Annotated in this window: 23 protein-coding genes; 20 read left to right on the plus strand and 3 right to left on the minus strand. The window is 52.3% G+C overall.

Annotated elements, in window-relative coordinates; all coding sequences use genetic code 11:
• Nucleotides 1-127 precede the first annotated feature (127 nt).
• Nucleotides 128-1,516 carry a helix-turn-helix domain-containing protein gene (locus R70723_RS01505; RefSeq protein WP_039869222.1) on the minus strand — a complete coding sequence of 463 codons (1,389 nt, stop codon included), beginning with the start codon at nt 1,514-1,516 and terminating at the stop codon, nt 128-130.
• 216 nt (nt 1,517-1,732) lie between these two features.
• Between R70723_RS01505 and R70723_RS01510 the strand changes: the two genes are divergently transcribed.
• The 19 genes from R70723_RS01510 (at nt 1,733) to R70723_RS01600 (ending at nt 19,713) form a co-directional block, all read left to right on the plus strand.
• Nucleotides 1,733-2,761 carry an agmatine deiminase family protein gene (locus R70723_RS01510; protein ID WP_039869224.1) on the plus strand — a complete coding sequence of 343 codons (1,029 nt, stop codon included), beginning with the start codon at nt 1,733-1,735 and terminating at the stop codon, nt 2,759-2,761.
• A 26-nt stretch (nt 2,762-2,787) separates the two neighbouring features.
• Entirely contained in the window at nt 2,788-3,663 is an 876-nt protein-coding gene (gene aguB / locus R70723_RS01515; RefSeq protein WP_039869227.1) for an N-carbamoylputrescine amidase, read from the plus strand.
• Nucleotides 3,664-3,893: 230 nt separating this feature from the next.
• Nucleotides 3,894-4,709 carry a basic amino acid ABC transporter substrate-binding protein gene (locus R70723_RS01520; protein WP_039869230.1) on the plus strand — a complete coding sequence of 272 codons (816 nt, stop codon included), beginning with the start codon at nt 3,894-3,896 and terminating at the stop codon, nt 4,707-4,709.
• A 110-nt stretch (nt 4,710-4,819) separates the two neighbouring features.
• On the plus strand, nt 4,820-5,467 hold the full coding sequence (locus tag R70723_RS01525; RefSeq protein ID WP_039869233.1) for an amino acid ABC transporter permease: 648 nt from the start codon (nt 4,820-4,822) through the stop codon (nt 5,465-5,467).
• A 16-nt stretch (nt 5,468-5,483) separates the two neighbouring features.
• Nucleotides 5,484-6,206, plus strand: a complete 723-nt coding sequence (locus R70723_RS01530) for an amino acid ABC transporter ATP-binding protein (RefSeq protein WP_039878104.1) — start codon at nt 5,484-5,486, stop codon at nt 6,204-6,206.
• 155 nt (nt 6,207-6,361) lie between these two features.
• Nucleotides 6,362-6,808, plus strand: a complete 447-nt coding sequence (locus tag R70723_RS01535) for a tellurite resistance TerB family protein (RefSeq protein WP_039869236.1) — start codon at nt 6,362-6,364, stop codon at nt 6,806-6,808.
• 122 nt (nt 6,809-6,930) lie between these two features.
• Nucleotides 6,931-7,527: a TerD family protein gene (locus R70723_RS01540; protein ID WP_039869239.1), complete on the plus strand. Its 597-nt coding sequence runs from the start codon at nt 6,931-6,933 to the stop codon at nt 7,525-7,527.
• 44 nt (nt 7,528-7,571) lie between these two features.
• Entirely contained in the window at nt 7,572-8,147 is a 576-nt protein-coding gene (locus tag R70723_RS01545) for a TerD family protein (protein WP_039869242.1), read from the plus strand.
• A gap of 22 nt (nt 8,148-8,169) precedes the next feature.
• The gene (locus tag R70723_RS01550) at nt 8,170-8,751 is read left to right on the plus strand and encodes a TerD family protein (protein WP_039869245.1); all 582 of its coding nucleotides are present in this window, start codon (nt 8,170-8,172) and stop codon (nt 8,749-8,751) included.
• 123 nt (nt 8,752-8,874) lie between these two features.
• Complete coding sequence (locus R70723_RS01555; RefSeq protein ID WP_039869247.1) at nt 8,875-10,122, plus strand: TerD family protein; 1,248 nt, start codon at nt 8,875-8,877, stop codon at nt 10,120-10,122.
• A 29-nt stretch (nt 10,123-10,151) separates the two neighbouring features.
• Nucleotides 10,152-10,895: a TerC family protein gene (locus R70723_RS01560; RefSeq protein WP_039869249.1), complete on the plus strand. Its 744-nt coding sequence runs from the start codon at nt 10,152-10,154 to the stop codon at nt 10,893-10,895.
• 216 nt (nt 10,896-11,111) lie between these two features.
• Nucleotides 11,112-12,308, plus strand: coding sequence for an HpcH/HpaI aldolase/citrate lyase family protein (locus tag R70723_RS01565; RefSeq protein WP_047170993.1), 1,197 nt, complete (start codon nt 11,112-11,114; stop codon nt 12,306-12,308).
• A gap of 76 nt (nt 12,309-12,384) precedes the next feature.
• Nucleotides 12,385-13,683, plus strand: coding sequence for a phosphoribosyltransferase family protein (locus R70723_RS01570; RefSeq protein ID WP_039878110.1), 1,299 nt, complete (start codon nt 12,385-12,387; stop codon nt 13,681-13,683).
• Entirely contained in the window at nt 13,667-14,827 is a 1,161-nt protein-coding gene (locus R70723_RS01575; RefSeq protein ID WP_047170994.1) for a cysteine protease StiP family protein, read from the plus strand. The genes R70723_RS01570 and R70723_RS01575 overlap by 17 nt, the downstream gene beginning before the upstream one ends.
• Nucleotides 14,824-15,657 (plus strand): HAD family hydrolase, encoded by an 834-nt coding sequence (locus R70723_RS01580; RefSeq protein ID WP_039869251.1) that lies wholly within the window; start codon nt 14,824-14,826, stop codon nt 15,655-15,657. The genes R70723_RS01575 and R70723_RS01580 overlap by 4 nt, the downstream gene beginning before the upstream one ends.
• Nucleotides 15,654-16,709 carry an ATP-grasp domain-containing protein gene (locus R70723_RS01585; RefSeq protein ID WP_039869252.1) on the plus strand — a complete coding sequence of 352 codons (1,056 nt, stop codon included), beginning with the start codon at nt 15,654-15,656 and terminating at the stop codon, nt 16,707-16,709. The genes R70723_RS01580 and R70723_RS01585 overlap by 4 nt, the downstream gene beginning before the upstream one ends.
• Nucleotides 16,710-16,742: 33 nt before the next feature.
• Nucleotides 16,743-17,468 carry a hypothetical protein gene (locus R70723_RS01590; RefSeq protein WP_039869253.1) on the plus strand — a complete coding sequence of 242 codons (726 nt, stop codon included), beginning with the start codon at nt 16,743-16,745 and terminating at the stop codon, nt 17,466-17,468.
• 11 nt (nt 17,469-17,479) lie between these two features.
• On the plus strand, nt 17,480-18,580 hold the full coding sequence (locus tag R70723_RS01595; RefSeq protein WP_039869254.1) for a toxic anion resistance protein: 1,101 nt from the start codon (nt 17,480-17,482) through the stop codon (nt 18,578-18,580).
• 335 nt (nt 18,581-18,915) lie between these two features.
• Nucleotides 18,916-19,713: a formate/nitrite transporter family protein gene (locus R70723_RS01600; RefSeq protein WP_039878114.1), complete on the plus strand. Its 798-nt coding sequence runs from the start codon at nt 18,916-18,918 to the stop codon at nt 19,711-19,713.
• 135 nt (nt 19,714-19,848) lie between these two features.
• Here R70723_RS01600 and R70723_RS01605 read toward each other — a convergent pair whose 3' ends face one another.
• Together R70723_RS01605 and R70723_RS33680 are read right to left on the minus strand one after the other, a co-directional pair.
• Nucleotides 19,849-22,194 (minus strand): TPM domain-containing protein, encoded by a 2,346-nt coding sequence (locus R70723_RS01605; protein ID WP_039869256.1) that lies wholly within the window; start codon nt 22,192-22,194, stop codon nt 19,849-19,851.
• A 119-nt stretch (nt 22,195-22,313) separates the two neighbouring features.
• Nucleotides 22,314-22,457 carry a hypothetical protein gene (locus R70723_RS33680; RefSeq protein WP_167336675.1) on the minus strand — a complete coding sequence of 48 codons (144 nt, stop codon included), beginning with the start codon at nt 22,455-22,457 and terminating at the stop codon, nt 22,314-22,316.
• A gap of 285 nt (nt 22,458-22,742) precedes the next feature.
• On the opposite strand from R70723_RS33680, the gene R70723_RS31785 reads away from it, so the two are divergent.
• Complete coding sequence (locus tag R70723_RS31785) at nt 22,743-25,856, plus strand: EAL domain-containing protein (RefSeq protein ID WP_052421148.1); 3,114 nt, start codon at nt 22,743-22,745, stop codon at nt 25,854-25,856.
• Nucleotides 25,857-25,894 lie beyond the last annotated feature (38 nt).

Raw genomic sequence — 25,894 nt, forward strand, 5'->3', positions numbered from 1 at the left:
ATCATCCAGCCGATGGCCGGATAGTGCATCAATAGAGTTTAAGTATAATTAACCTCCCCAGCCGTGTGTAAGCGTCTGGAATATTACCTCAACTGCATTGCTGGTGGAGAACAGTACAATTGCCATACTAGTTAATGACATCAATAAGGCCATCTTTCTTTTCATTAATTCTGTACACCTCGCTCATTGAATTTGTATATCTCAGAATGTGCTCCGGCAAGGCGGACGGCCGGTATTTTTCGAAGATTCCGACACATCGGACGATGTTGGAGTCACTCTTTATAATAACAGATGATTCCAAACCCTCTAATAGATAATGAAAGCCAGCAGCAAAATTTTTATGTTTTAAATGATACAAAGCCAGCTCTGTCATGAACCGTGTATGCCTGTCACCGGTTAACTGCTGGGTGAACTTTCCAAGACGGCTCTGCTGTTTCCGATAGTCTCTGTGATTTCTAAAACGCTCCAGAATCTCATCGATTTCGAATTCGTAACGGTTGGCAGCCTGAATAATTTTGTACAGGGCCGATGGGATTTCATTCTCCTTGTTCTCGATATAGCTGATGTATTCGGGCAGTACCTCAATCTCTCCGGACATTAGCCGATATAGATAGGTGTTAGCGTGGGCCCATTCCTGGAACTGCTCGACAACCTGCTGTTCTTCCTTGCTCAAAGGGGATTTCATCCAGCTAACATCACTATATAACGAAGTATAATATAGAGCCCTCTGGTATTCACCGCGCTCATCGCAGACTCCGGCTTTGGATAGATTAGCATATAAAATATAGTAAATAAGCGGACGGCTCGGCTGCTTCTGCCTTGATTCCTTTTTGAGATGCTTATATTGCAGAGTGGCCTTCTGCCCGAGGAGCTCGGCCAGCTCATTAACCTTTTCCCAGCGGTGCATGGAGGCAAAGACATCAGCCAGATGCTTGAGCGCATCGAGCTGGTCGGCTTCGTCCAGACGCTCGACGTAAGGCTCAAATTGGTTGGCGGCGTGCAGATTGGCATCCTGGCTGTCGCCGAGTCCGATGACAAACAATCTGTACCGGCAGAGAGCCAGTCGTTCAGAGTGCTGGAACCGTTCTCCTTCGGCGACGCTCTCGTACATCAGGGCGGCGGCGGCTGAACGGCCCTGGGAGAAAAGCTCCTCTGCCGTATCGAACAGCATAGGGGCATAAATTAGCTTGTCCATAATATGCTGCACGACCCGGTTAATGGAGTCCAGCTTGTTAAGCTCTGCGCAGCGCTGAAGCAGAGGGCCGATCCTCCGCCAGTCCGGTGCACCATTAATTATATAATTATCAACATACAGTTCATAAAAATACCCTTCAGGCAGATCCATAGCCAGGGTAATCCGGTCCAGCTGCTGCATGGCAATTGGACGGTGGCCTTGAATAACGTTGCTTAATGTGCCGGAATTCATTCCTGAGCGCGCGGCAAATTTAGATATGGTTAGAGCTTCACGCTTCATATAATCTTCAAGCTCTGCTAGGATCGTGGATGCAGCTTCCAAATGATGACCACCTTTCACGCTGTGGAACCGGTAATAAATATACATCTTCCAGTATTATGCAAAATGTAACATTGGTCAATATTAGAGTTAAGACGGATATGTGAAATCATGCAGATTTCTGCCAATTGAGCGTGTCCTTATATTATTGTATGATGGGTAAGGAGCTTTTTGCAGGGTCAAGCTGCTTCAAATTTAACTGACAGAGGTATCTAACGAATGTATCCAAAAGATATGAACTATACAATGCCGGCAGAATGGGAGCAGCATGAACGGACCTTCATCTCCTGGCCGGTGCAGGCATCCATGGTATTTCCGGACAACTACAGATCCGTAAGCGAAGGCTATGCTGAAATTATAAAGGCTATTGCCGAGTTTGAGCCAGTTACAGTAATTGTAAATCCCGAAGAACTGGAAGCGGTAGAGGCTCTGGGGCTTGGTGCGAACGTTACGCTTCTTCCGGTCCGCCATAATGATGCCTGGCTGCGCGATAACGGTCCGACCTTTGTAGCAGCTGAAGACGGTAAGCTCGCCGGTGTGAACTGGAAGTTTAACGCCTGGGGCGGCAAATATATGCCTTGGGATCTTGATGATGAGGTAGCGCCGCAGATTCTTGAATCCCTGCAGGTGGAGCGCTTTGATGCGCCGCTTGTTATGGAGGGCGGATCGATCCACACCGATGGCGAAGGAACACTGATTACTACTGAGGAGTGCCTGCTGAATACGAACCGCAACCCCGAGCTGAGCCGCCCGGAAATCGAGGAGTATGTGCGCCAGTTCACCGGGACAGAGTCTATTATCTGGCTGAAGCGCGGTCTCAGCGGTGATGAAACCGACGGCCATGTTGACAATATTGCCTGCTTCGCAGCACCGGGTAAGGTTATTATCCAGGTCTGTGATGATCCGCAGGACGAGAATTATGAGATTACCCGGGAGAATCTGCGCATTCTGGAGCAAGCGGTAGACGCCAAGGGGCGGAAGCTGGAGATTATTCCGATTCAGCAGCCTCCGCGTGTGGACTATGAAGACAGCCGGCTGACGCTAAGCTATCTGAACTTCTACTTCGTCAACGGCGGCATTATTCTGCCGGTGTTCGGGGGGACAGCAGCAGAGACGGATAAGCTTGCCGAGCAGCAGCTTTCGGCCCTTTTCCCTGACCGAAGAATCCGTACAGTAAACGGTATGGCCGTAATCGGCGAAGGCGGAAATGTACACTGCACCACGCAGCAGATGCCTGCACGGAAATAACTGAATTTTGCAAGGAGGACTGAATAGTGAGAAAAGTAAAAGTAGCCGCAACGCAAATGAGCTGTTCCGGTGACATTGATGAGAATATCCGCAAGGCAGAGGTTCTGGTGAGGGAAGCGGCAGCGCAGGGAGCCCAGATCATTCTGCTGCAGGAGCTGTTCGAGACCCCGTATTTCTGCCAGAAGGAGAAATCCGACTATTACGCGTATGCCACTGAGCTTGAGAGCAACAAGGCAGTGAATCACTTTAAAGCCGTTGCCAAAGAGCTGCAGGTGGTGCTGCCGATCAGCTTTTATGAGAAAAAGAACTACGCACGCTACAACTCACTGGCCGTTATCGATGCTGACGGTACAGTGCTGGGCAAATACCGCAAGAGCCATATTCCGGACGGGCCTGGATATGAGGAGAAATTCTACTTTAATCCCGGTGACACCGGCTTTAAGGTATGGAATACCCGCTATGCCAAAATCGGCGTAGGCGTCTGCTGGGATCAATGGTACCCGGAAGCGGCCCGCGTAATGAGCCTGATGGGCGCTGAAATTCTGTTCTACCCGACAGCCATCGGTTCTGAGCCGCAGGACGGCTCGATTGATTCGAAGGATCACTGGCAGACGTGCATGCTGGGGCATGCTGCGGCTAACCTGATTCCTGTCATTGCCTCCAACCGGATCGGCGAGGAGAGCGATGAGGAGTCCAGCATCAACTTCTACGGCTCGTCGTTCATTGCGGGACCGCAGGGCAACAAGATTGTTGAGGCCGGGCGCGATGAGCAGGCGGTGCTGGTCAGTGAATTTGATCTGGATGCGCTGGAGGTCGGCCGGATTGAGTGGGGCATCTTCCGTGACCGCCGTCCTGAGCTTTACCGGCTGATTGCTTCCTATGACGGGGATCTGACTTTTTAACAGAAACAAAATATATTGTGAGGCTATGAGGCTATCTCTCCGGAGGTAGCCTTTTTTGTGTTTTCAAGATTTTAATAGGAAGAGAATTGTTTTCAACGGGAGTAAATGTTACAAATTTTCGATAACATGTCATGTAACCTAACGTATATGGGAAAAGTTAATTGTCACCACTGCTTTAATCTGATAAAATCTCTTTAAGTATTTTTACAAAAAAGTAGGGGGATTGGAGTATGGGGATCGGGAAGAAGTGGGCGATGTCAGCTTTAGCTGCATGTTTTATGTTAACGATGGCGGGCTGCGGCTCGAATAATGCTGCAGGCGGCAATGCGGCTGCGGGAGAGAGTATCAAAATTGCCACAGATGCAAGCTACGCGCCGATGGAGTATATGGATACGGATAAGATCAAGGGATTTGATATTGATTTCATCAAAGCGGTAATGGAAGAAGCGGGAGTGAAATACACCATTACCAATACCGGCTGGGATACCATGCTCACAAGCGTACAGCAGGGAACGGAATATCAGGCCGGCGTATCCTCAGTATCCATTACAGATGAACGTAAGGAAACCTACGATTATTCCATTCCTTATTTTGAATCCACCAATATGATCATGGTTAAGGAAGGCAGTGACATCAAGAGCGCGCTCGACCTGAAGGATAAGGTTGTGGCCGTACAGGGTGCGACGACTGCTGATACTCTGATGAGCGATATTATGGGTGTCGACAACACTAACCTCAAGCGTTTTGACAGCAACGCGGTGGCCCTGATGGAGCTGAATGCCGGCGGTGCAGATGCAGTTGTTGCGGATATTGCAATTGTAAATGAATATATCAAGAACAATCCGAACGAGAAGCTGACAGGAATTCTGGACAAAGAGAACTTCGGCTCCGAGTACTACGGCGTACTGTATCCGAAGGGCAGCGAGTGGAAAGCAAAGCTGGACCCGGCTATCAAGACCGTTATCGAGAACGGCAAATATGCAGAGATCTACAAGGAATGGTTCGGTGAAGAGCCGGATACAGCTGCACTGCTGAGTGCGGAATAGGAAGCTCTGGTAAACATCAAAGCATGCGTAATGATTGCTATTGCGCATGCTTCTTTTTTTGAAAAGGATTATATAGAGAAGAAAGCAGCAGAAGAGAAGGGAAGAGTTCTATGGATTTCAGATTTGACCTCATTGTTCATTATTTACCGGTCTTTTTAAGAGGGACGCTGTTTACGATCGGGGTATCTATTGTTTCCATCCTGATCGGCTCTGTTCTGGGTCTGGGTATCGGATTCGGCAAAATGGCGCCAAGAGCCATTTACCGCTGGCCGTTTCATTTGTATATCAACTTTTTCCGGGGAACACCGCTGTATGTGCAGATTCTGATTGTACATTTCGGACTGATTCCGGCTTTTTACGGGACAACCAATGTTTTAATGACCTCGTTCATTGCGCTGTCACTGAATTCTGCCGCGTATTCTGCGGAGATTTTCCGTGCAGGCATCCAGTCGATCGACCCCGGACAGCGTGAAGCGGCGTTATCACTTGGCATGAGCAAGTGGCAGGCTATGCGTTTCATTATTCTGCCGCAGGCCATTAAGCGAATGGTTCCGGCCTTCGGGAATGAGTTTATCGTTCTGGTTAAGGATTCCTCCCTGCTGGCCCTGGTGGCGGCACCTGAAATTATGTTCTGGAGCAACACCATGAAAGGCCAGTATTTGCGGATTTGGGAGCCGTATCTGACTGCTGCGCTTATCTACTTCGTCCTTACCTATTCCCTCAGCAAGCTGCTCAATTATATTGAACGGAAGGTGTAACCTAAGTATGGAGCCGATCATCAATGTACGACATTTAAACAAATTTTTTGGGGATCATCAGGTGCTGACAGATATTAACGTTGATATTCACAGCCAGGAGGTTGTGGTCGTTATCGGACCGTCCGGCTCGGGAAAATCGACCTTACTGCGCTGCCTTAATCTGCTGGAGCAGCCGCAAAGCGGCGAGATTATCATTGAAGGCACTTCCTTGATGAACAAAAACACAAGGATTAACGATATCCGTACGGAGGTCGGGATGGTGTTCCAGCAGTTCAATCTGTTCCCGCACAAAACCGTGATCGAGAATATTATGCTTGCTCCGGTGCAGGTCCGTAAATGGCCTGAGGATAAAGCGCGCGAGAAGGCGCTGGAGCTGCTGCAGAAAGTCGGACTTAGTGAAAAGGCTGAGGTGTACCCGGCTTCGCTGTCAGGGGGACAGTCACAGCGGGTGGCGATTGCCCGGGCGCTGGCCATGGAACCGAAGATTATGCTCTTTGATGAGCCCACCTCGGCGCTGGACCCGGAAATGGTCGGCGAGGTGCTGGCCGTTATGAAGGATCTGGCCCGTGAGGGAATGACCATGGTTGTGGTTACGCATGAGATGGGCTTTGCCCGTGAAGTGGGAGACCGGGTCCTGTTCATGGAGCAGGGGGTTGTCGTGGAAGAAGGCGTGCCGGAGCAGCTGTTTGGCAGTCCTTCCCATGAGCGTACCCGTGAATTCCTCTCCAAGGTGCTGTGAAAATCTGGCAAACTAGAATATTGCTATTCAATCGGTTATATTAGAATGGTAGGCTGAATGCCGAGGAATACAGCAAATATCTGTCGGAATGACGGAGAGGAGGCTCTCTGCTATCTTTTGTTTATCATCATTTAACATGATAGAAGGAGAATACGATGAGCACATTCAAAAATTGGCTGAACACGACTAAAAGCGGATTGACCGAGCAGGTTAAAAAATTTAAAAATAAAGACTTTATGAATGCGGTGGTTGCAGGCTGCGCCCTGGTAGCTGCAGCTGACGGCAAGATTGAGGAAGCCGAGAAGAACAAGATGGCCGGTTATATGAACCTCAGCAATGAGCTTAAGGTGTTTGACATGAGAGAGGTCATCACCCAATTTAACTTCTATGTCAGCAATTTTGATTTCTCTCCGGAAATCGGAAAGCAGGAAGCGCTGAAGGCCATAGCCAAATTCAGCGGCAAGCCTGAGGTCGGCCGTGTTATTGTCGGCGTCTGCTCTGCGATCGGTGCGGCTGACGGTGATTTTGACGAGCATGAGAAGGCAATTGTCCGTCATATCTGCGGTGTGCTGGGGCTTAACCCGGGTGAATTCAGCCTTTAAGAGTTGCAGATATTTACTGAAGAATGGTGAAACGAAACGGGGTTTAGCCCGTATCACTGATAGAACATCCTCATGCTAGACTTGCAGGCTGTAATTTTTATTGGGAACGGAGGTATTTTAAGTTGGCTGGAATTAATCTCGTAAAAGGACAGAAGATTGATCTGACTAAAGGAAATGCCGGACTGACTAATGTTGTTGTAGGTCTGGGCTGGGACCCGGCTGAGCCTGCCCGCGGCTTCTTCGGTGTGAAGAAACAGGCCAATGTGGACTGTGATGCTTCGGCCATCCTGCTCAGCGAGGGCGGCAAGCTGCTGAACAAGACGAACCTGGTATGCTTCCACAACAAACAGAATCCCAATAATTCGGTTGTTCATTCAGGAGATAACCTGACCGGCGACGGCGACGGTGATGACGAGCAGATCAAGGTTAATCTGAAGGCGGTTCCTGCGGATGTGCACCGGGTGCTCGTGGTGGTTAACATTTATGATGCGGTTAACCGCAAGCAGGATTTCGGAATGATCAAATCCGCGTATATCCGGATTATCAACGGAGCCGGCGGCAGTGAGCTTGTACGGTTTAATCTGACTGATAATTACACAGGCTTTACGGCGCTTATTTGCGGGGAGCTCTACCGCCACGGTGACGAATGGAAATTCGCGGCGATCGGCGAAGGAGCCCATGCAGCACATATTAACCAGCTGGCTGAACGCTACATTTAATCAATGAAAGCTAACTAATCCTAATAGAAGAGAGGTTATTTATAATGGCAATTAACTTATCCAAAGGGCAAAAAATCGATCTGACCAAAACAAATCCGGGCCTGTCCAAGATTAAAGTGGGTCTCGGCTGGGATACCAACAAATATGACGGCGGTAAAGATTTTGACCTTGACGTTTCCGTGTTCCTGACCAATGCAAACGGTAAAGTGGATAAGGAAACCAACTTCATCTTCTTTAATAACAAGCAGAACGAGAACGGCTCTGTTGTTCATGCCGGTGACAACCGTACAGGCGAAGGCGACGGAGACGATGAAGTGATTGATATCGACCTGAAGAGCATCCCTGCGGATGTGGAGAAGGTAGCTTTCACGATTACAATCTATGAAGCTGAGCAGAGAAGCCAGAATTTCGGACAGGTTTCCCGTTCTTACGTGCGTATCGTGAACGAAGAAAGCAATGTAGAGCTGATCCGTTTTGACCTCGGCGAGGATTTCTCCGTTGAAACCGGAGTTGTTGTAGGTGAGCTGTACCGTAATGCCGGCGAATGGAAATTCAGTGCGATCGGCAGCGGCTACAAGGACGGTCTGGCCGGCCTTACCCGTGACTACGGTCTGCAATAAAACAGGAAAGAGGGTTTAGCCAGTGACAATCAGTCTTTCCAAAGGACAGCGGATTGATCTGACCAAGACGAATCCGGGTCTGACGAAGGTGGTAGTAGGGCTGGGCTGGGATACGAACAGATACAGCGGAGGCAAGGATTTTGACCTGGATGCCTCTGCGTTTCTGCTTCATGAAGACGGTAAGGCCAAAGGCGAGGATGATTTTGTATTCTACAATAATCCGAGCGGCGGTGCGGGCTCCGTAACGCATACCGGCGATAACCGGACAGGTGCAGGCGACGGTGATGATGAGCAGATCCTGGTTGATTTCAGCAAGGTTCCCGCCAACATTCAGCGCGTCGGCATTACAGTAACCGTCTATGATGCTGAGAGCCGCGCCCAGAATTTCGGGCAGGTCTCCAATGCATTTGTACGGGTGGTCGATGCTGTAAGTGAACGGGAAATTCTGCGGTTTGATCTCGGCGAGGATTTCTCGACAGAGACAGCTGTGGTATTCTGTGAATTTTACCGCCATGGTGCGGATTGGAAGTTCCAGGCGGTGGGCAGCGGCTTCACCGGCGGACTCAGTGCACTGTGCCGGAATTACGGGCTGGATGCGCAATAACGGCTGTATTCGTTTCAAAGGCGGGATCCCTAGTGATCCTGCCCTTTTTAAATAATATAGAGTTTATAAATTTATCGGTTGCTTAATAACTTTCAGCTATTCGTTCAAAGGTGGCTTAGGCATATGAGCATAGAAGCAGTGAAGGGTCAGAAGGTAGATCTGACGCGCGGGAATCCGGGAATCCAATCGCTTGTTGTTGAAATCGGCTGGCACGCTCCGGCTGATATGGAAATTGATGCTTCGGCGTTTCTGCTGGGAGCACAGGCTAAGGTCAGCGGTGACGATGATCTGATCTTTTATAACAATCCGGTTACACCGTTCATCCGCTACAAGGATGTGCCGGCCGGCGGATCAGGCGGCCTGAAGCACTTCGAAATTGAACTGGGCAAGGTCCCCTCTGACACGATGAGGATCGCATTTGCCGTTACACTGTATAACGGGGAGAGCCGAAGGCAGACCTTTGGCCAGATGAGCAATGCTCATTGCCGGATTCTGAACCGGGCAACCGGCGAGGAACTAATGCGATGTAATCTTGGAAATCATTTCTCTGTGGAAACGGCCGTTGTAGTAGGAGAATTATATAGATATAACTCGGACTGGAAGTTTAGCGCGATTGTAGCCGGCTTTGAAGGCGGACTTAAGGCATTATGCGGAAATTACGGCATTGAGGTGGAGGATGAGCCAGCTGCTCCCAAAGCGGACAATCCGCCTCCGCGCCCGGCTCCAGCACCTGCCCCGCCCCCTGCTCCGGTACCATCGCCGCCGCCTCAGCTTAATCTCAAAAAGATTGAACTGAAGAAGAAGGGCGATTCGATTAATCTGAAGAAATCGGCCTCCGGCCTGGGGGAAGTGCTGATTAATCTGAATTGGAATCAGAGGCAAAGCGGAGGACTGTTCAGCCGTAAAGGCGGAGTAGATCTTGATCTCGCCTGCCTGTATGAATTAAAAGATGGCAGAAAAGGTGTTGTTCAGGCGCTTGGCAAGGCGTTTGGCAGCCTTCAGCAGCCTCCCTTTATTATGCTTGATGGCGACGACCGGACAGGCTCGGTGAAGTCGGGCGAGAATCTGCGGATTAACGGCAGCAGGGTGGCCGAAATCAAAAGGGTTCTGATCTTTTCTTTTATCTATCAGGGAGTTACCCATTGGTCTGAAGCGGACGGTGTTGTTACGATCCATCAGGGCGACGGGCCTGATATCATCGTGAACCTGGATGAGCATAACAACCGCAAGGGAATGTGTGCGATTGCGCTTATACAGAATGTCGGCGATGAAACGTTCAGTATCGAGCGGCTCGTGCAATATTTCAGCGGCCATCAGGAAATGGATCAGGCCTACAGCTGGGGACTGCGCTGGGTAGCTGGCAGTAAATAGTGATTATATTTTGCGGAGGCGCATTATGAATGGGATGGCTAAGTGAGTTTTTCAGAAGCATCAGTGACAATTATGGACACTTCTTTTCCTGGGGCGATATAGCGGCAACCTTGTCCGATCCGGTCAGCTGGGGGATTATCGGCAGTCTGGTTCTGCTGGAGGGGCTGCTCTCTGCGGATAACGCGCTGGTGCTTGCGGTTATGGTCAGGCATCTGCCGAAGGAGCAGCAGAAGAAGGCACTCTTCTACGGAATTTTGGGCGCCTATGTGTTCAGATTCCTGGCAATCGGACTCGGAACCTATCTGATTGAGTTTACGCTTGTAAAAGTTCTGGGAGCCCTGTATCTCTTTTACATCGCATATAAAGGATTATTTAAGGGCAGCGGAGAAGAAGGACATAAGGAAAACAAAGGCGCCTCCTTCTGGAAGACGGTTCTCCTTGTTGAATTAATGGATATTGCTTTTAGTATAGACAGTGTTATTGCAGCCTTCGGTCTGAGCAGTGAAGTATGGGTGCTGTTCCTGGGCGGTATTCTCGGCGTGCTGATGATGCGCGGAGTAGCGCAGGTATTCCTCAAGCTAATTGCGAGATTCCCCGAGCTGGAGCAGGCAGCATTCCTGCTGATTGCTATAATTGCCGGCAAGATGCTTGCCGGAGCCTTCGGATATGAGCTGCCGCATGTGGTGTTCTTCACCGTTCTGATTGCGGTCTTCGTCGGGACCATGCTGTACAGCTCCGCGAAGAAAAAGAAGGAGATAGACAGACAGGCTTAACAGTAAAAGCTTTAAGGTGGGGGGCCTTCACAAAGAGTCGTGGTGCCGGCCCCGTTGTCCGGGTAATCGTATATGTAGTAGCATGGCCTTTGCTTGTATTTGAGTAAGCCGGCAGCCGTCCCCGACAGGACGGCTTAAGCGGTTCTGCAGCTCTCTATAAGGAGAGGCCGTTCTATTTTTTTGCATGTTTTGCACAACTATTAGGGGGAGCGGCCTTTGAAATACTTCGATTACCTGACTAAGGAACAAGAAGCGTTATTATTCTATTCTCCGCCTGTTACATTTAATCAATATACCCCTAAAGAGCTGCTGGCCTATGCCGTCGGCGCAGCACTGTATATGCCGGCAACCCGTACGAGTGTGGCGGAAGATATCCTGAAGCTGAGGGCAGAGGGACTCGTGACTGTAATTATCGATCTGGAGGATGCTATCGGTGACGGTGAAGTCTGCTTCGCCGAGGAGTCAGTAATCCGGCATCTGTCCTTTTTGTCTGCCTATGCGGATAACGAGCCTGACCCTGTGAACAGTCTTCCGCTGATTTTTATCCGTGTGCGGAATCCGGAGCAGCTGCAGCAGCTGATTTTCCGGCTGGGACCGCTGATTACTATGCTTACCGGCTTTGTCTTTCCTAAATTTACGGCTGAGAACGGAGCCGATTTCTTTGAAGCCGTTGCTGACTATAACAGCTCGCGCGGTTATGATGCCCCTGTGCTGTACGGCATGCCGATTCTGGAGAGTGCTCCGATTATTTACCGGGAGAGCCGGCTGGACAGCCTGCTGGCCATCCGTGACCTGCTGGGCGACTACCGTGATTATGTACTGAATGTCAGAATCGGGGCGACTGACTTCTCGAGCCTGTTCGGGCTGCGCCGCAGCCCGGATATCAGTATCTATGAGCTTGCTCCCGTCCGTGACTGCATCTCGGATATGATCAATGTATTTGGCCGGGTAGAGGACGGCTATGTCATATCTGGACCGGTATGGGAATATTTCGGCAACAGGGCACGCCGCAGCCTCCGTCCGCAGCTCAGCTCTTTCGATGAATCCTTCGGCAGACAGCCCCGGGAAGTGAGCCTCTACTCCGGCGCAGCCGGCGGCCTGATCCGCGAGGTAAAGCTGGACAAGGAGAACGGGATTGTAGGCAAGACGATTATTCATCCTTCCCAGCTCAGACCGGTGCAGGCTATATATTCGGTTATGCACGAGGAGTATGTCGATGCCCTGGGCATTATCGGGAGTAATGACGGCAGCCGCGGCGTGTTTAAAAGTGAATATTTTAACAAGATGAATGAAATCAAGCCGCATTTGAACTGGGCGAAGCGTATTGTACAACGATCTCAAGTATACGGGGTGTTACATGAAGAACAGCATTTTGCCTGCCTGCTACCCGAAAATGAATATTCACACGTTTAATATTGTCGACAATCTGCAGGTTACGGTAACCGAGACCTCCAACCCCTTTCAGATGCCGGCCGAATCCTTATTTTTGATGGCGGCCCGGATTAATAAGAAGCGCTCCTTCCTCTTTGTCAGCAAGGTGCTCGGCAAGCATATTCCCGTTAACCCCTATACTCCGCTGCTTAGCGGGGCTGCACTTGGCCTGCTCCTGTACCGTGAAATGAGCGCGGAGACCGCCGCAATGGACAAGCTGCTGGATCAGGCGGTGCATGGCCTGCTTCATCCGCAGTATGCCGAGGAGGCTTACCGCGAGCTGCTGGCGGCGCAGCTTACGCTTCCGCGCCCCGTTGTTTTTATCGGCTTTGCCGAAACCGCTACCGCACTGGGTCATAGTATGTACAACCTTTTTGCCGGCGGCGCGTCTTATATTCATACTACCCGTGAGGATATTCCGGAGCTTACCTCCGTCATCAGCTTTGAAGAAGAGCATTCCCATGCGGTAGACCATCTCTGCTATGCGCTGCATCCGGGCATGCTGTCCGGCGAAGAGCCGGTTATTCTGGTCGATGACGAGATTACAACCGGGAACACAGCTATTAATATTATCCGGGATATTCAGGCCAAATTCCCGCGCCGGGAATATGTGGTGGCTTCCCTGCTGGACTGGAGAAGCGCGGCCAATATCCAGGCATACCGTGATCTGGAGCAGGAGCTTGGAATCCGGATAAGCGCAATATCGCTGCTGCAGGGGACGATTCAGGTTGAAGGAACACCGCTGCTGGAGACGGAAGCCGGCAAAGGCGGTGCAGACCTGGACACCGGGGTACCTGTGGTGACCACTTATATAGAGGATACGCTGGAGAGGCTGAAAGTCAGCTCCGCCGATTCCTGCGGAGAGATCAATGCATCTCCATATCTGAAGCTGAGCGGGCGTTTTGGCCTTGAATCGGCCGACAACAGGCTGATCGACCAGGAGGTTCATCGGGTAGCGGCGCGGCTTATGGCACTGCGAGAAGGGCGGCACGCTCTGGTTATGGGTACCGGTGAATTCATGTACCTGCCCATGAGAATTGCTGCAGAGCTGGGAGAAGACGTATCCTACCAGTCCTCCACCCGCAGCCCGATTCATCCGCAGCACAGGCCGGATTACGGGGTGCGCAGTGCGGCCGGCTATCCGTCAGCCGGTGATCCGTCGATCATTAACTATATTTACAATGTTGAGTACGGCCAATACGATGATATTTTTGTGCTGCTTGAGCGCGATGTACCGGCTCAGCGGATTAAGCCGATGACGGATATCCTGAAAGGGCTGGCCGGTAATAAGGTACATCTTATTGTACTGGCTGCCCGGCAGGAAGCGGAGGAGGCTGCAGATGAAGGGGACAGATAAGCGGAATACGGTGCTGGGTCCGGAAATAGCCCCGCCTGTTCGCCTGGGAAGCTATCCCCCGTCTGATGTTACCTTTCTGCTGAAGGATCTCAGCAGCGAGGCGCTTGAGCTGGGAACAGCGGAGCGGGAGAAGGCGATTCAGTCGGGAGTGAGCTACTCGGAGATGCTTCCGGTGGAATATCAGCCCACCGAGCAGTACATCGGGCTGTTCCGCGAGACATTAAGGGAGTCTGCAGCTAAGGTGGCGCTGGCTGTAGCCGTTGTCTCGGAGCGGATTGTCGCCCGGCGGGGAACGGAGGGGACGGTGCTCGTCTCCCTGGCCCGGGCCGGTACCCCGATCGGCGTGCTGATCAGGCGCTATATTGCTGAGATGTACGGGGCAGAGCTGCCGCACTACAGTGTCTCCATCATCCGCGGCAAAGGCCTTGATATGAATGCTGTCCGCTACATTCTGCAGCAGCATGGCATAGGGGCCAAACTGCAATTTGTGGACGGATGGACTGGCAAAGGGGCAATTACGCGGGTATTGCAGGAGTCGTGCAAGGAGTTCTACAGCAGGTACGGGATACAGCTCAGTGATGAGCTCGCCGTATTAGCTGATCCCGGCTACTGCTCGGGGACCTTCGGGACAAGAGAGGATTATCTGATTCCGAGCGCCTGCCTGAATTCTACGGTGTCCGGCCTGCTGAGCCGGACGGTGCAGCGGAACGATCTGACCGGCCCGGAGGATTTCCATGGCGCGAAGTTCTATAAGGAATGGCTTGAGCATGACTACTCCAATGTGTTTATTGACGCTATTACTCCCTATTTCGCGTCTGTAAGAGAAGCAGCCGTTGCTGCTGCCGGAGAAATGGGGGCTTCGCCTCCTGAGATTTCCTGGCGGGGAATGCAGGATATTATAACCCTGCAGGGGCATTTCGGAATAGATAACATCAATCTGATCAAGCCGGGTGTAGGTGAGACCACCCGGGTGCTGCTGCGCAGAGTACCCTGGAAAATTATTGTCGATACTAAAGACAATCCTAATCTGCGCCATATTCTCCTGCTGGCCGAAGAACGCGGCGTTCCGGTGGAGGAGTATCCGGGGCTGGCCTATTCCTGCTGCGGGATCATTAAACCGCTGAAGGGAGGGGAGTCTGAATGATTTATGCCAGTGATTTGGACCGGACGCTGATCTATTCCCTTGGTGCATTAAGTGTTCCGGAGGATACTCCCGGACTTGTGCCTGCGGAGATTATTGATGGAGTTACAAGATCCTATATATCGGGGCGGGCGCTTCAGCTGCTGCAGGAGCTTACGGCGGATATTATTTTTATGCCGGTGACTACCCGCACTATTGCAGAATACAAGCGGATTAACCTGTTCCAGGAGACCCTGATCCCGGATTACGCTGTTACCAGCAACGGCGGCAATATCCTTGTAAATGGGGTAGTCGATCAGGAATGGCGCAGCCATATCGGCAGTCTGGTGCTGCAGCGTTCAGCTGAGGCGGAAGAGGTCAGGCAGATTGTCCGGTCCGTTGTCCGCGAAGAATGGATTATCAGTGAGCGTTACTGTGATGAGCTGTTTTTCACGTATATGGTGTACCGGGATCTTTTGCCGCTGGATGAGATTAATCATATGTCCGAGCGTCTGCACGGGTTAGGCTGGAGAGTGTCACTGCAGGGCCGTAAGCTGTATGTGGTCCCGGAAGCGGTCAACAAGAGCGATGCCATCATCCATGTGCGGCGTACGGTCCGCTCTGAGCCTATGGTGGCCTCCGGTGATTCGCTGCTGGACAAAAGCCTGCTGGAGAGCGCCGATTATGCTATCGCCCCCTGCCACGGAGAAATATTTGCCGAGCAGCAGGTGACTCAAGTAAAATTAAAGTATCCCTTTACGGAGTGCAGAGGCGTTTTTGCAGGGGATGAAATTATGCTGTATGTGCAGAGGATTTATCATAATCTAACGACATTGGGAGTTGGGCCGCAATGAAAAAGGTAAATATTTATTTTAACCGCTGGTTTTCCGTGGCTTATCATTATATGAATCTTATCCGCAATAACGAAGACGGCGTACCTGTGCAGATCTTTGCCACACACCCCGATATTAAGCATATGTCGCTGCAGGGTGCTGATGTCGCCGGTACGGAGCCTGCGGTTACTGGCATAGAGTACGTGCAGTTCTGCGTTGATTTCTGCCGCCGCAATGAGATAGATCTATTTATTCCCCGTTTGCATATGATGGATATCGCCCTGCACGCGGCGCAATTTGAGGCAATCGGCACGAAGGTGCTGGTATGCCGTGACCTGGATCTGCTGGAAATGATGCTGGATAAGGGCAAGTTCTACGAGAAGGTTAAGGAAACCGGGATTATGGAAATTCCGGAATACCATGTGGTCAGCAATGCGGAGCAGTTCAAGGCCGCGTATGAGGATCTCTCTGCCAAAGGCCTTCGCGTCTGCTTCAAACCGACGGAGACGGAGGGCGGCCTGGGCTTCCGGATTATTAACAACAGCCGTAGTCCGCTGGAGGAGCTGTTCGGCTATGTAACCCAGCATATTTCTTTTGACGATGCTTACCGTATTCTGGCCAGTACAGATTCCTTCCCTGATCTCATGGTGATGGAGCTGCTTGAAGGCTACGAATACAGTATTGATTGTCTGGCTGATGAGAACGGCAGGCTGCTGGCCGCTGTCCCCCGGCGCAAGGATACCGGACGCCTGCGGGTGATGGAGCATATACCGGAGCTCGAGCATATTGCCGGCAGAGTGGCTGAGACGTTCAAGATTCCGTTCAATTATAATATTCAGATGAAGTATGGCGGTGCTGTTCCCAAGCTGCTGGAGATTAATCCCCGGATGTCGGGCGGGCTGCATGTCTCCTGCCTGTCCGGCATTAACTTCCCGTACCTGGCTGTCAAAAGCGCACTCGGCGGCAAGGTTGAGCCTGTCCAGTTCGGTGAAGATGTACTTGCAAGCCATATTGAACAGCCGATGATTATGAAAATCTTCGCTGAATCCACCATTCCTGATGCTGTGAATTAGGCGAAATGCAGCAAGCCTGCAAGAGGTGATGAAATGAACACAAAATCTAAAGTGTTACTGTATGCTGCCGTCGGTTATGTGGTGGCGGTGCTGACCAGCAGCTTTCTGCCTGAGCTGATCTCCCTGCTGCTGCCGGCAGCCGGTGCAGGCGTCGCTGTACTGGGCGGCAAGCGCACGCGGGTTAATCTGCCAGCGGAGGTGCTTCCGGCCAGCCAGGCGCCAGCCCCGTCAGCCCCGGCACCCGCTGCGGAGCCGGCCCGCGTTGCTGCCGGCGGCGCTGCGCCTGCCGGAGCCGCATTTGGCGGAGCAGCCGCTCCTGCGGCTGCTCCGGGTAAACCGCCTGCGGAGCCTGCTGTTCAAGGGGAGTTTGCAGCGGTAGTCGAGTATCTTGTCATTCTGGAGGATATGATCATTTCAGAGGGGCAGAAGGATACGCTGGACAATGAAATTGTCGAGAAGTCACTGGCGCTTTTCGCCAGACTCCAGCGGGTGCTTCCGCTGCTGCAGGAGCTCGGTAACGGAGAGATTAATCATACCGTCCGCAGATTGGTAATGAAGGATCTGAACGGTGTTATTAATCCGTTCCTGCGGCTTGGCGGCGAAGCCAAAACGAAAAACCGGAGAATGCTGCTGAACGGTCTGCGGGATGTTGATTCCAAAATATCAGACATCGCCTCGACGATCGAACACAAAGACCTGATGGAACTTCAGACCAAGGCGGAACTGATTCATCAACGGTACAGCAGTTCCGAATTATAGGAGGGAAACCCATGTCCACGCAGTTAATTCAGCTCAAGAAGGAAGACGAGCAGAAGGTAGTCGAAGAAGCCTCGCAGTTAATAGAACAGGTAGCCAAGACAGATACCGTAGCCCTAGACTCCCTGATGGATGACATCGGCAAGCTGGGGGTTAAGACGCAGGAGAAGGCCGGGCAGACACTGAAGCTGCTGGACCGTCCGGTCAATGACCTTATGTCCGGCAAGCGTGTGGAAGTGCCGAATATGATTATGAAGCTGCGCAACGAGTGTGAGACGCTCCAGCAGAGCAAGAACGTCAGCTTTTTCGGTAAAATGCTCCGCAAGAGCCCGCTCAAGAATTACGTCTATAAATACCAGTCTGTCCGCACCAATATTGACGCTATCGTTACCGGCCTGCGTGACGGCCGCGATACGCTGGAAGAGAGCATCGTCAATATGCGCCAGCTCAAGCGCACCTCAATGGAGGAAATCTACAATCTGCAGACTAAGATTGCCTTCGGTAACAGACTGAAGGAGCTGTTTGAGGTTGAAATTGCCAAGCCCGAGAACGAGTTCCGCAAGGCTTACCTGGAACGCGGACTGCGCAAGGTTATGGTGCGTATCCAGTCCATGACTGAGATGATCCTGCTCTACAATCAGGCGATTGCCGCTACAGATATCATTAATGACAACAATGATAAGCTGATTGATTCGGTTAACAACGCCATTGATAAAACCTCAAACTTGATTACCGTGTCGGCAATGATTGCGATGTCGCTGGCGGACCAGGAGAATGTCATTTCTGCGGTTGAGGCGACGAACAAGACGATTGAAGACCAGTTCAAGGAGAACGCGCGGCTTCTGCGCACAACGACTGAGAAAACCACGGAGCTGTTGTCCAAGCCTTCCATGTCGCTTGAAGCTGTCAATCAGGCAATCGGCGATCTGCTGAGCGCACTGGATACCTCCGAGCAGTCCAACCGCCGGATTATCGAGAGCTGTCAGGATTACACGTCCAAGATGACTACGATCAATACCCAGCTTAACAACCGTCTCGGCCTTAATGAAGGCTCACAGCCGCAGGCGCTGAAGCAGGCGGCGAATGACAGCGGGCTCAGCAGCTTTTTGAATTAAAGACCAGCACTCTGGCCGATTAACCAGAACTCATAATCCCCCGCTTCCCGGCATAGGTTTTACGGAGAAACGGGGGGCTGGGGATGATACTGGGAGGCTTGATACTGGTGCTTATTATCGTCGCCGGGATCAACAAGGCGGAATCGGTTGCCGGTCTGAATCACTCTGACGACAGCAGCGGGTAGGTCTGCGTGGCGGCCTTCCTTCCTTCGGGGGCTGAAACATTTCTTATGCTTTTCTTGGTTCAAGTAATTTCCAGCGGTTTATTGGGTATAATAACCCGGGGCTGCGCTGCAGCCCGGACTGCTGAAAATACGAGCGTAAGCGGAGGTCATATGGAGAACGAGGCACTGCTGCAGGTTGAAAAATTGGCACTCAAGAAACAGAAGATTTTTAATCAAAGTGTATGGCGCTATATCGCAAGAGCCATGCTGGCCAGCATGTTCATCGGCTTCGGTGTCATTGTAGCCTTTAAGACAGGGAATTTCTTCTACATGGAGCATTCCCCGATGACCTATCCGATGGCTGCGATTACCTTTGGGGCTGCAATTATTCTGATTTCATACGGCGGCGGTGACTTATTCACCGGTGATACCTTTTATTACTCCTATGCTGCTTTGCGAAAAAAGATGCAGTGGACCAAGGTGGTCCGGATGTGGGTGGTCAGCTATATCGGGAATATTCTCGGGGCAACGGCATTTGCGCTGCTGATTTTTTTGACCGGCTTGTTCGATGACTCCAGCGTTAACGGATTTCTGCTGAATGTGGTAGCCCACAAAATGGAGGCACCGGCGCTACAGCTGTTCTTCCGGGCGATCCTGTGTAACTGGCTGGTTTGTCTGGCGTTTTTTGTGCCGATGTCCATGAAGGGGGACGGGGCCAAAATGTTCGCAATGATGCTGTTCGTTTTCTGCTTCTTTATTTCGGGGTACGAGCATAGTATCGCCAATATGTGTACCTTCGCTATCGCACTGGTGCTGGATCATCCCGGAACCATTTCCTGGGGCGGTGTTGTCCACAATCTGGTGCCGGTTACCCTCGGGAACCTGATCGGCGGCGGTGTGCTGATGGGCGTCATGTACTACTATGTGAACAAGCCGTTTCTGGACAAGGACCCTGGAGATTTGCACTAAATCTAAAGCCTGTACTTAAAAAAAGACCTTGCTCGGGTATCCCGAAGCAAGGTCTTTTTAGTGCTGTTCACTTGCCGTGCATGTAACAGCTGCAGCCAAACCGGGCTTCAGCCTGGCCGGAGCTGCCTTACGGAGCTACCACTTGGACCCGCCGGAATTCCGGCCGGATTTGCCTCCGCCGCCCCAGGAGGAGCCGCCGGAGGAGCGTCCGCCCCCTCCCCAGGAGGAGCCGCCGGAGGATCGTCCGCCGCCGCCGAAGCCGCCCGAGGAGGGCGGGCCGGAGGACATCCGCTTGCGGGCCTGCTCTCTGCGCTGGCGCTCCCGCATCATTGCAAGCTGGGCCTGACGCTCAGCTTCCTCCTTTTGCCGCACCAGCCGGTTCGCCTCTTCGACGAAGGAGGATATCTGGGCGGCATAGGACCGCCCGAGCGTCTCCAGCTCGTCGAGGTTATAAGGGCGGGCGGCCAGCCTTGACTCAAGCTGTCCGTACTCCGGAAGCGGGCTGGCCTGGAATCTGCTCCGGCCGGCCAAGCCCCTGCTTTCGAGCAGCCGCTGGGCGGAGTCCGCCCGGCTGAGGCCCTCCTGGAACAGGCGCTTCACGCCCTCCAGCCGTCCGTTCAGCTCCTCCAGGCTCTGTGAGACGCTGCTGAACTGCTTCGCCGTCTCCTCCTGCAGCGTAAGCAGCCGGTCCAGCCCGCTCCGGGCATTGTCGTACTCGCCGCGCTCGTCGCTGGTCCACGTCTCAATCTGCGGCACCTCACCTGCACCTTGACGCAGGCGGGCGCCCGAGGCATCCAGCACCTCAGCAATGGATGAGAGATGCTGCTCTGCAAACCGGGTCCGGGCTTCGGCCAGCCGGCTCTGCAGCTCATTACGCCGCTGGGTCAGTCCGCTCCAGCTGCTGCGTACGGTCTCCAGATCACGCCGGTTGCTCTCGCGGAGCTGCGCCTGCCGTTCCGTCATGGCAACCGCCTCCTGAACGAGCATATCCATCGTTGCGGCTATGCTGCGCACCCGGTCCATATCTCCGCTGCGCAGCGGCTCCCGCAGTGTCTCTGCAGCGGCAGCGGCCTGCTCCAGATTATCGTAAGGCCGGACCTTCATGTTGTGCAGTGAATTCTGCTGAATAATCCCGGCAATCTGCGTACGTGCAGCAGAGAGGACGCCATTGAAGCCCTGCAGCTTATCATCATAGATGTCTACATCGCGCAGATCCTGTTCAATCTGCTCCTGCTGCTCCTGGGCCTCTTCCGTAATCTCCTGCGCGGCAATCGGATCAAACAGCTCAAGCTGATCCGCCTTCGCGGTTGCTTCGGCCAGCTCCTTCAGATCCTCGGCAATTTCGTGCAGCTCATAGCCGGTGTCTTTAACGGCATCCTGCAGCTGGCTGTCGAGCTCAGGAGCATCCTTCTTCAGCTCGGTAATCTGCTGCTTGACGTTGCGGTCAGCATCACTGATGACTGCAATCTGCCGTTCCTCCTCCTCCAGCCGGGTGCGGAAGGTATTTACAGTCTGCTCCGCCTGAGCAATTGCAGTCTTAAGCGCAGACAGCTGATAGAATGCCGGCTGCGAACTCCGGTCCGTACTCTGCAGTGCTGATATTTCCACCAGCTGGGCATCTAGCCGTTTGGAAATCCCGTCCACCATCCCACCGGTCTTGCCCTGTACGATGCCCTGGAACGGCTGCAGCGTCTCAATCGCCCGGTTTGTCTGTACTAGCAGGCCAGCCAGCTGGCTCTGGAGTTCGCTAAGCTGTTTGCGGCGGCGCTGTCCGGTGACCAGCACATATAGTGCCAGGGCCAGCAGCGCTGCACCTGCGGCAATTGCCCCGAGGGTCAGCAGCGGCAGGCCTGAGCCGCCGGAAGCTGCTGACCCCGGGCTCCCGCCGCTCAATCCGCCGGAACCTGCAGCCCCTGAGTTCCCGCCGCTGGTGCCTCCGGCCCCTGTGCCTCCGCCGCCTACAGCACCCGTACTTCCTGTCCCTCCGCTGCCCGGACTGCTGCCAAGGGACTGCAGCTCTGTAATCAGCGCGCTGATCCCTCCGGCAAAGTCGCCCTCTCTTGCTGAGGGAATGAAATAGGCGTCTATAATTCCGGTAATAGCGGCGCTCCCCGTTCCTCCTCCCTGGCTCTGCGACCAGGCATTAATGGCATTCTGGAGCGGGGTGTTGATGAAGTTCAGCTCCACCTGCTGATCGCCTGCAGAGATAAGCAGCAGAATATCGCGTGCGGCCAGCCCCCAGCTGTCATAGACATTGCTTGCATAATCGGTCGCATTGGCGCCGTCCAGTGAATCTATAGTCAGCACATGGAAGGTGTAACGGTCACCGGCAGCAGCCTTGGCGATTGCCTCTGCCTCCTGTGTGGAGAGCATTCCGGCATCATCGGTAACTAATCCCTGCTGTCCTGGAAAGCCGGAGGCCTGAGCTCCGGTCATCCACAGCACGCTGAAGATCAGGAATAGAGCAAATATTTTTTTCAAATTGAGCACACTCCGTTCTAAGGGACTATGGCCCGGTTTCTTATTGTGATTATACCCCATAACACCCTTGAATCAAAAAAACCGCACCCCCGTACCACGGGAATGCGGCTGTATCACTGCTATCTGGTTTGCAGGCAGAGTATATATTGCAGTCGGGACTTAATTTCCTTTTGCCATTTCAGGTCTCCGACTTTTACGGCAAGATTGAGCAGATCCAGGTAATCGTCAACCTGTAATGCTGTCCGGGTAGTGGCTGCGTTCATGGGTGTTCAGTCTCCTTTAGCTCAATATAGTGAAGTGAATGAATAGTCTAAATTTAATAATGATAATCATTATCACTGGTTAATGTTATTATCCACACTTTGCCTCTAAAAAGCAATACAAATTTAAAGGTTCTATCTTTATTTCCGTTAAAAGCGGTCCTAGAGCAAGCGCAATTGCACATTTTATCACAATTGGCGGGGAATGAGCAGGAATCCTACCATATTTTGTCGAATAAATTCTGCATACGAGGCCCTTAGCTGATTTAGGGAAGAAGGAGATTTGCGATGAAGCGGTGTACATTTTTGCTTCTGATTAGCATCTTGCTTATGCTGGCACCGTCTGCTGCCGCTCACGCTGAAAGACAGGATATTAAGTACCAGGCAGAACTGGATTATCCGCCGTTTAAGTATATTCAGAACGGGTATCTGACCGGCTTTGATATCGACCTGACAAGCATGATTTTTGAAAAACAGGAGTATCTGATCCGCTACAGCACCGGGGACTGGGAGCAGACCCTCGGGCTGCTGACTGCCGGAGAGATTGATACGACCGGACTTATGGCAGTAACGGAGCAGCGGAAGAAGGATATCCTATTCTCTACACCGGTATTCAAAAGCTACATTTCTGTATATTCACGGCAGACCCTTAAGGACAAGGTGACGCTGGACGCGCTGGGAAACTACAAAGTAGGCGTAGGCAAAAGCCAATATTCCGCAGCAATGCTGCAGAGTAAGGCAGGAATTCCCCAATACATAGAATATCCCACTGTACCGGATGCGCTTAACGCGCTCGAAAGAGGCGAGATTGACCTGCTGTTTGAAAATCAGGGGGTTGTCGACTACCTGATCGTCGAAGGCGGCCTGACAGGAAATGTTATCCGCAAGCTGAGTAATCTGTATCCTGTAGATGTGGCTTATGGTGTAAGCACTTCTTCTCCTGAGCTCGTCCCCTATATTAATGCAAGGCTTGAACATCTTCAGCGTTCCGGAGCCTTCGAGGAATTATACCAGCAGTACTTCTTTTCTCATTCGGCAGCCTATAATGCCATGATTAATGACCGGATTATCTTTGGGATTGTAATCGGCCTGTGCATTCTTCTCTTCGGGGTCGTATCCATCAGAATGTATATCCGGCGGCTGAGACGCACGATTCATGAGGAGCAGGAATTTTTTGAAGATGTGATCGAGCATACAGGAATGATTGTGTGGGCGGTAACCGGAGATAAGCGGACCATGCGCTTTAACCGGTTTGCAGAGAAGATGACCGGACTGAAGGAAGAAGAGGTGCTGGGCAAGAAGCTCGCTGAGCTCCCGGAGCTGGATGGCGGGGTCTCGCTGCTCCGCGACCTGCTGAACCGGGCGGTCTATCAGGATTTTGTCAACAATGTAGAGCTGAAGCTGCCTGAGCATTCACCGGAGGCGAGGTTTTTTTCAATACGGACCACGCTGATCAAAGGAATGGATACCCGGGATGAGAATGTCTACCTTCTGGTGGGGCTTGATATCGACGACTGTAAACAGAATGAACTGAAGCTGCAGCTTAGCTACGAGGAACTGGAATCTACATATGAAGAGCTAACAGCGACAGAGACGGAATTACAGGAGCAGGTATACAGGCTCAGTGTAAATGAACGGCGCCTGCGCCTGACCTCTGAAGGCTCTGGTGCCTATATGTGGGAGCTGGACTGGGAGACCGGGTTCTACAGGCTCTCTGACCGCTGGTACGAGGTTATGGGCTACACTGAGGATGAGGTTAACGGGTTTGATAAAGGAGTTCTCAGTATTATTCACCCTGACGACCGGGAGTCCGCTGATAAAGCAAGAGAGGCGCATCTGAGCGGCAGAACTCCAATCTACGAGACCGAGTACCGCATGCGCACCAAAGATAACCGGTATATCTGGTTCGAAGTGAGAGGCAAGGCCATCGTGGATCCCGATGACAAGCTGAAGCTGTTCAACGGCTCGCTGATTGACATCAGCAGACGCAAGCAGGTTGAATTCAAGCTGAATAACAGCTATCAGGAGCTGGAGGCGACCTATGAGCAGCTTACCGCAACCCAGCAGGAGCTGGTGGAGCAATATGATATGCTGCTGGAAAATCAGAAGCACATGCACAGGCTGGCCTATATGGACTCGCTCAGCAATCTGCCGAACCGCATCTCCCTGCTGGAGGCAATGGAGAACTATTTCCGGCGGCCCGGCGGCAAGGCGGCGCTGCTGTTCGTGGATACCGATAATTTCAAATATATCAATGATACACTGGGCCATAAATCCGGCGATATTCTGATCCGCAAGGCAAGTGAACGGCTGCAGTCACTGGTGGAGGGCGAGGGGATGCTGTCCAGGCTTGGGGGTGACGAGTTTGTCGTCTTTATTGAGGATGCGGATGATCGTGAAGCTGTGCTTCGTCTGGCGGAGAATATTATGCTCGCATTCCGCAGATCCTTCCTGATCGGCGAGAGTAATCTCTATGTGTCTGTCAGCATCGGTATCTCCTTCTATCCGGAAGACGGGGAGACAACCGAAGAGATTCTCAAGAATGCCGATGTGGCAATGTACCGGGCCAAAGAGGAAGGCAAAGGCACCTATGTTATCTATGACAAGTCGATGCACACCGCATTTAATGAACGGATGCATATTGAAAAGCACCTGCGCAGCGCCATGAATAATAATGAGTTCGAGCTGCATTATCAGCCGCAGGCGGATATCAGGACCGGCCGGATCACCGGGTTCGAGGCTCTGATCCGCTGGAACAGTCCGGTGCTCGGGTTTGTATCGCCGCTCTCCTTCATTAAGGTCGCCGAGGATTCCAGGCTGATTATTTACATCGGGGAGTGGGTGCTGCGGGAAGCCTGCAGCTTCATGAAGGGGATACATGATCGTACAGGACAGCTCTACAAAATCTCGGTTAATATCTCCATCATTCAGCTCCTGCAGGATGACTTTGTAGACGTGGTGCTGGACAGCCTGCGGGAAAGCGGGCTTTCACCCAGCTGTCTGGAGCTGGAGATTACGGAATCAATCTTTATGGAATCGTTCGAGAGCACGGTCAGCAAGCTGGAATTCCTCAAGTCGCGCGGCATACGGATCGCCCTGGATGACTTCGGAACGGGTTATTCCTCGCTGAGCTATCTGCAGCAGCTGCCGATCTCCACGCTCAAAATGGACAAAATCTTTATTGATTCTCTGGCTGATCAGGCGTACAGCGAATCCTTTGTTCAGACAATCATTGTGCTTGGGCATAAAATGGGCCTGGATGTAGTAGCCGAGGGAGTGGAGGATGCCAGCCAGCTGGCGTTCCTGAATGAATCGGGCTGTGACAAGGTGCAGGGCTACCTGATCAGCAGGCCTGTACCTCCGCGGGGAGTATGGGAGCTTCTGGAGCAGCAGCCTGGCTGACAGGCCTAAGCCGTCTGCCCGCATAAAAAACCGGATTT

The organism is Paenibacillus sp. FSL R7-0273 (assembly GCF_000758625.1).
Classification (GTDB): Bacteria; Bacillota; Bacilli; order Paenibacillales; family Paenibacillaceae; genus Paenibacillus_AQ.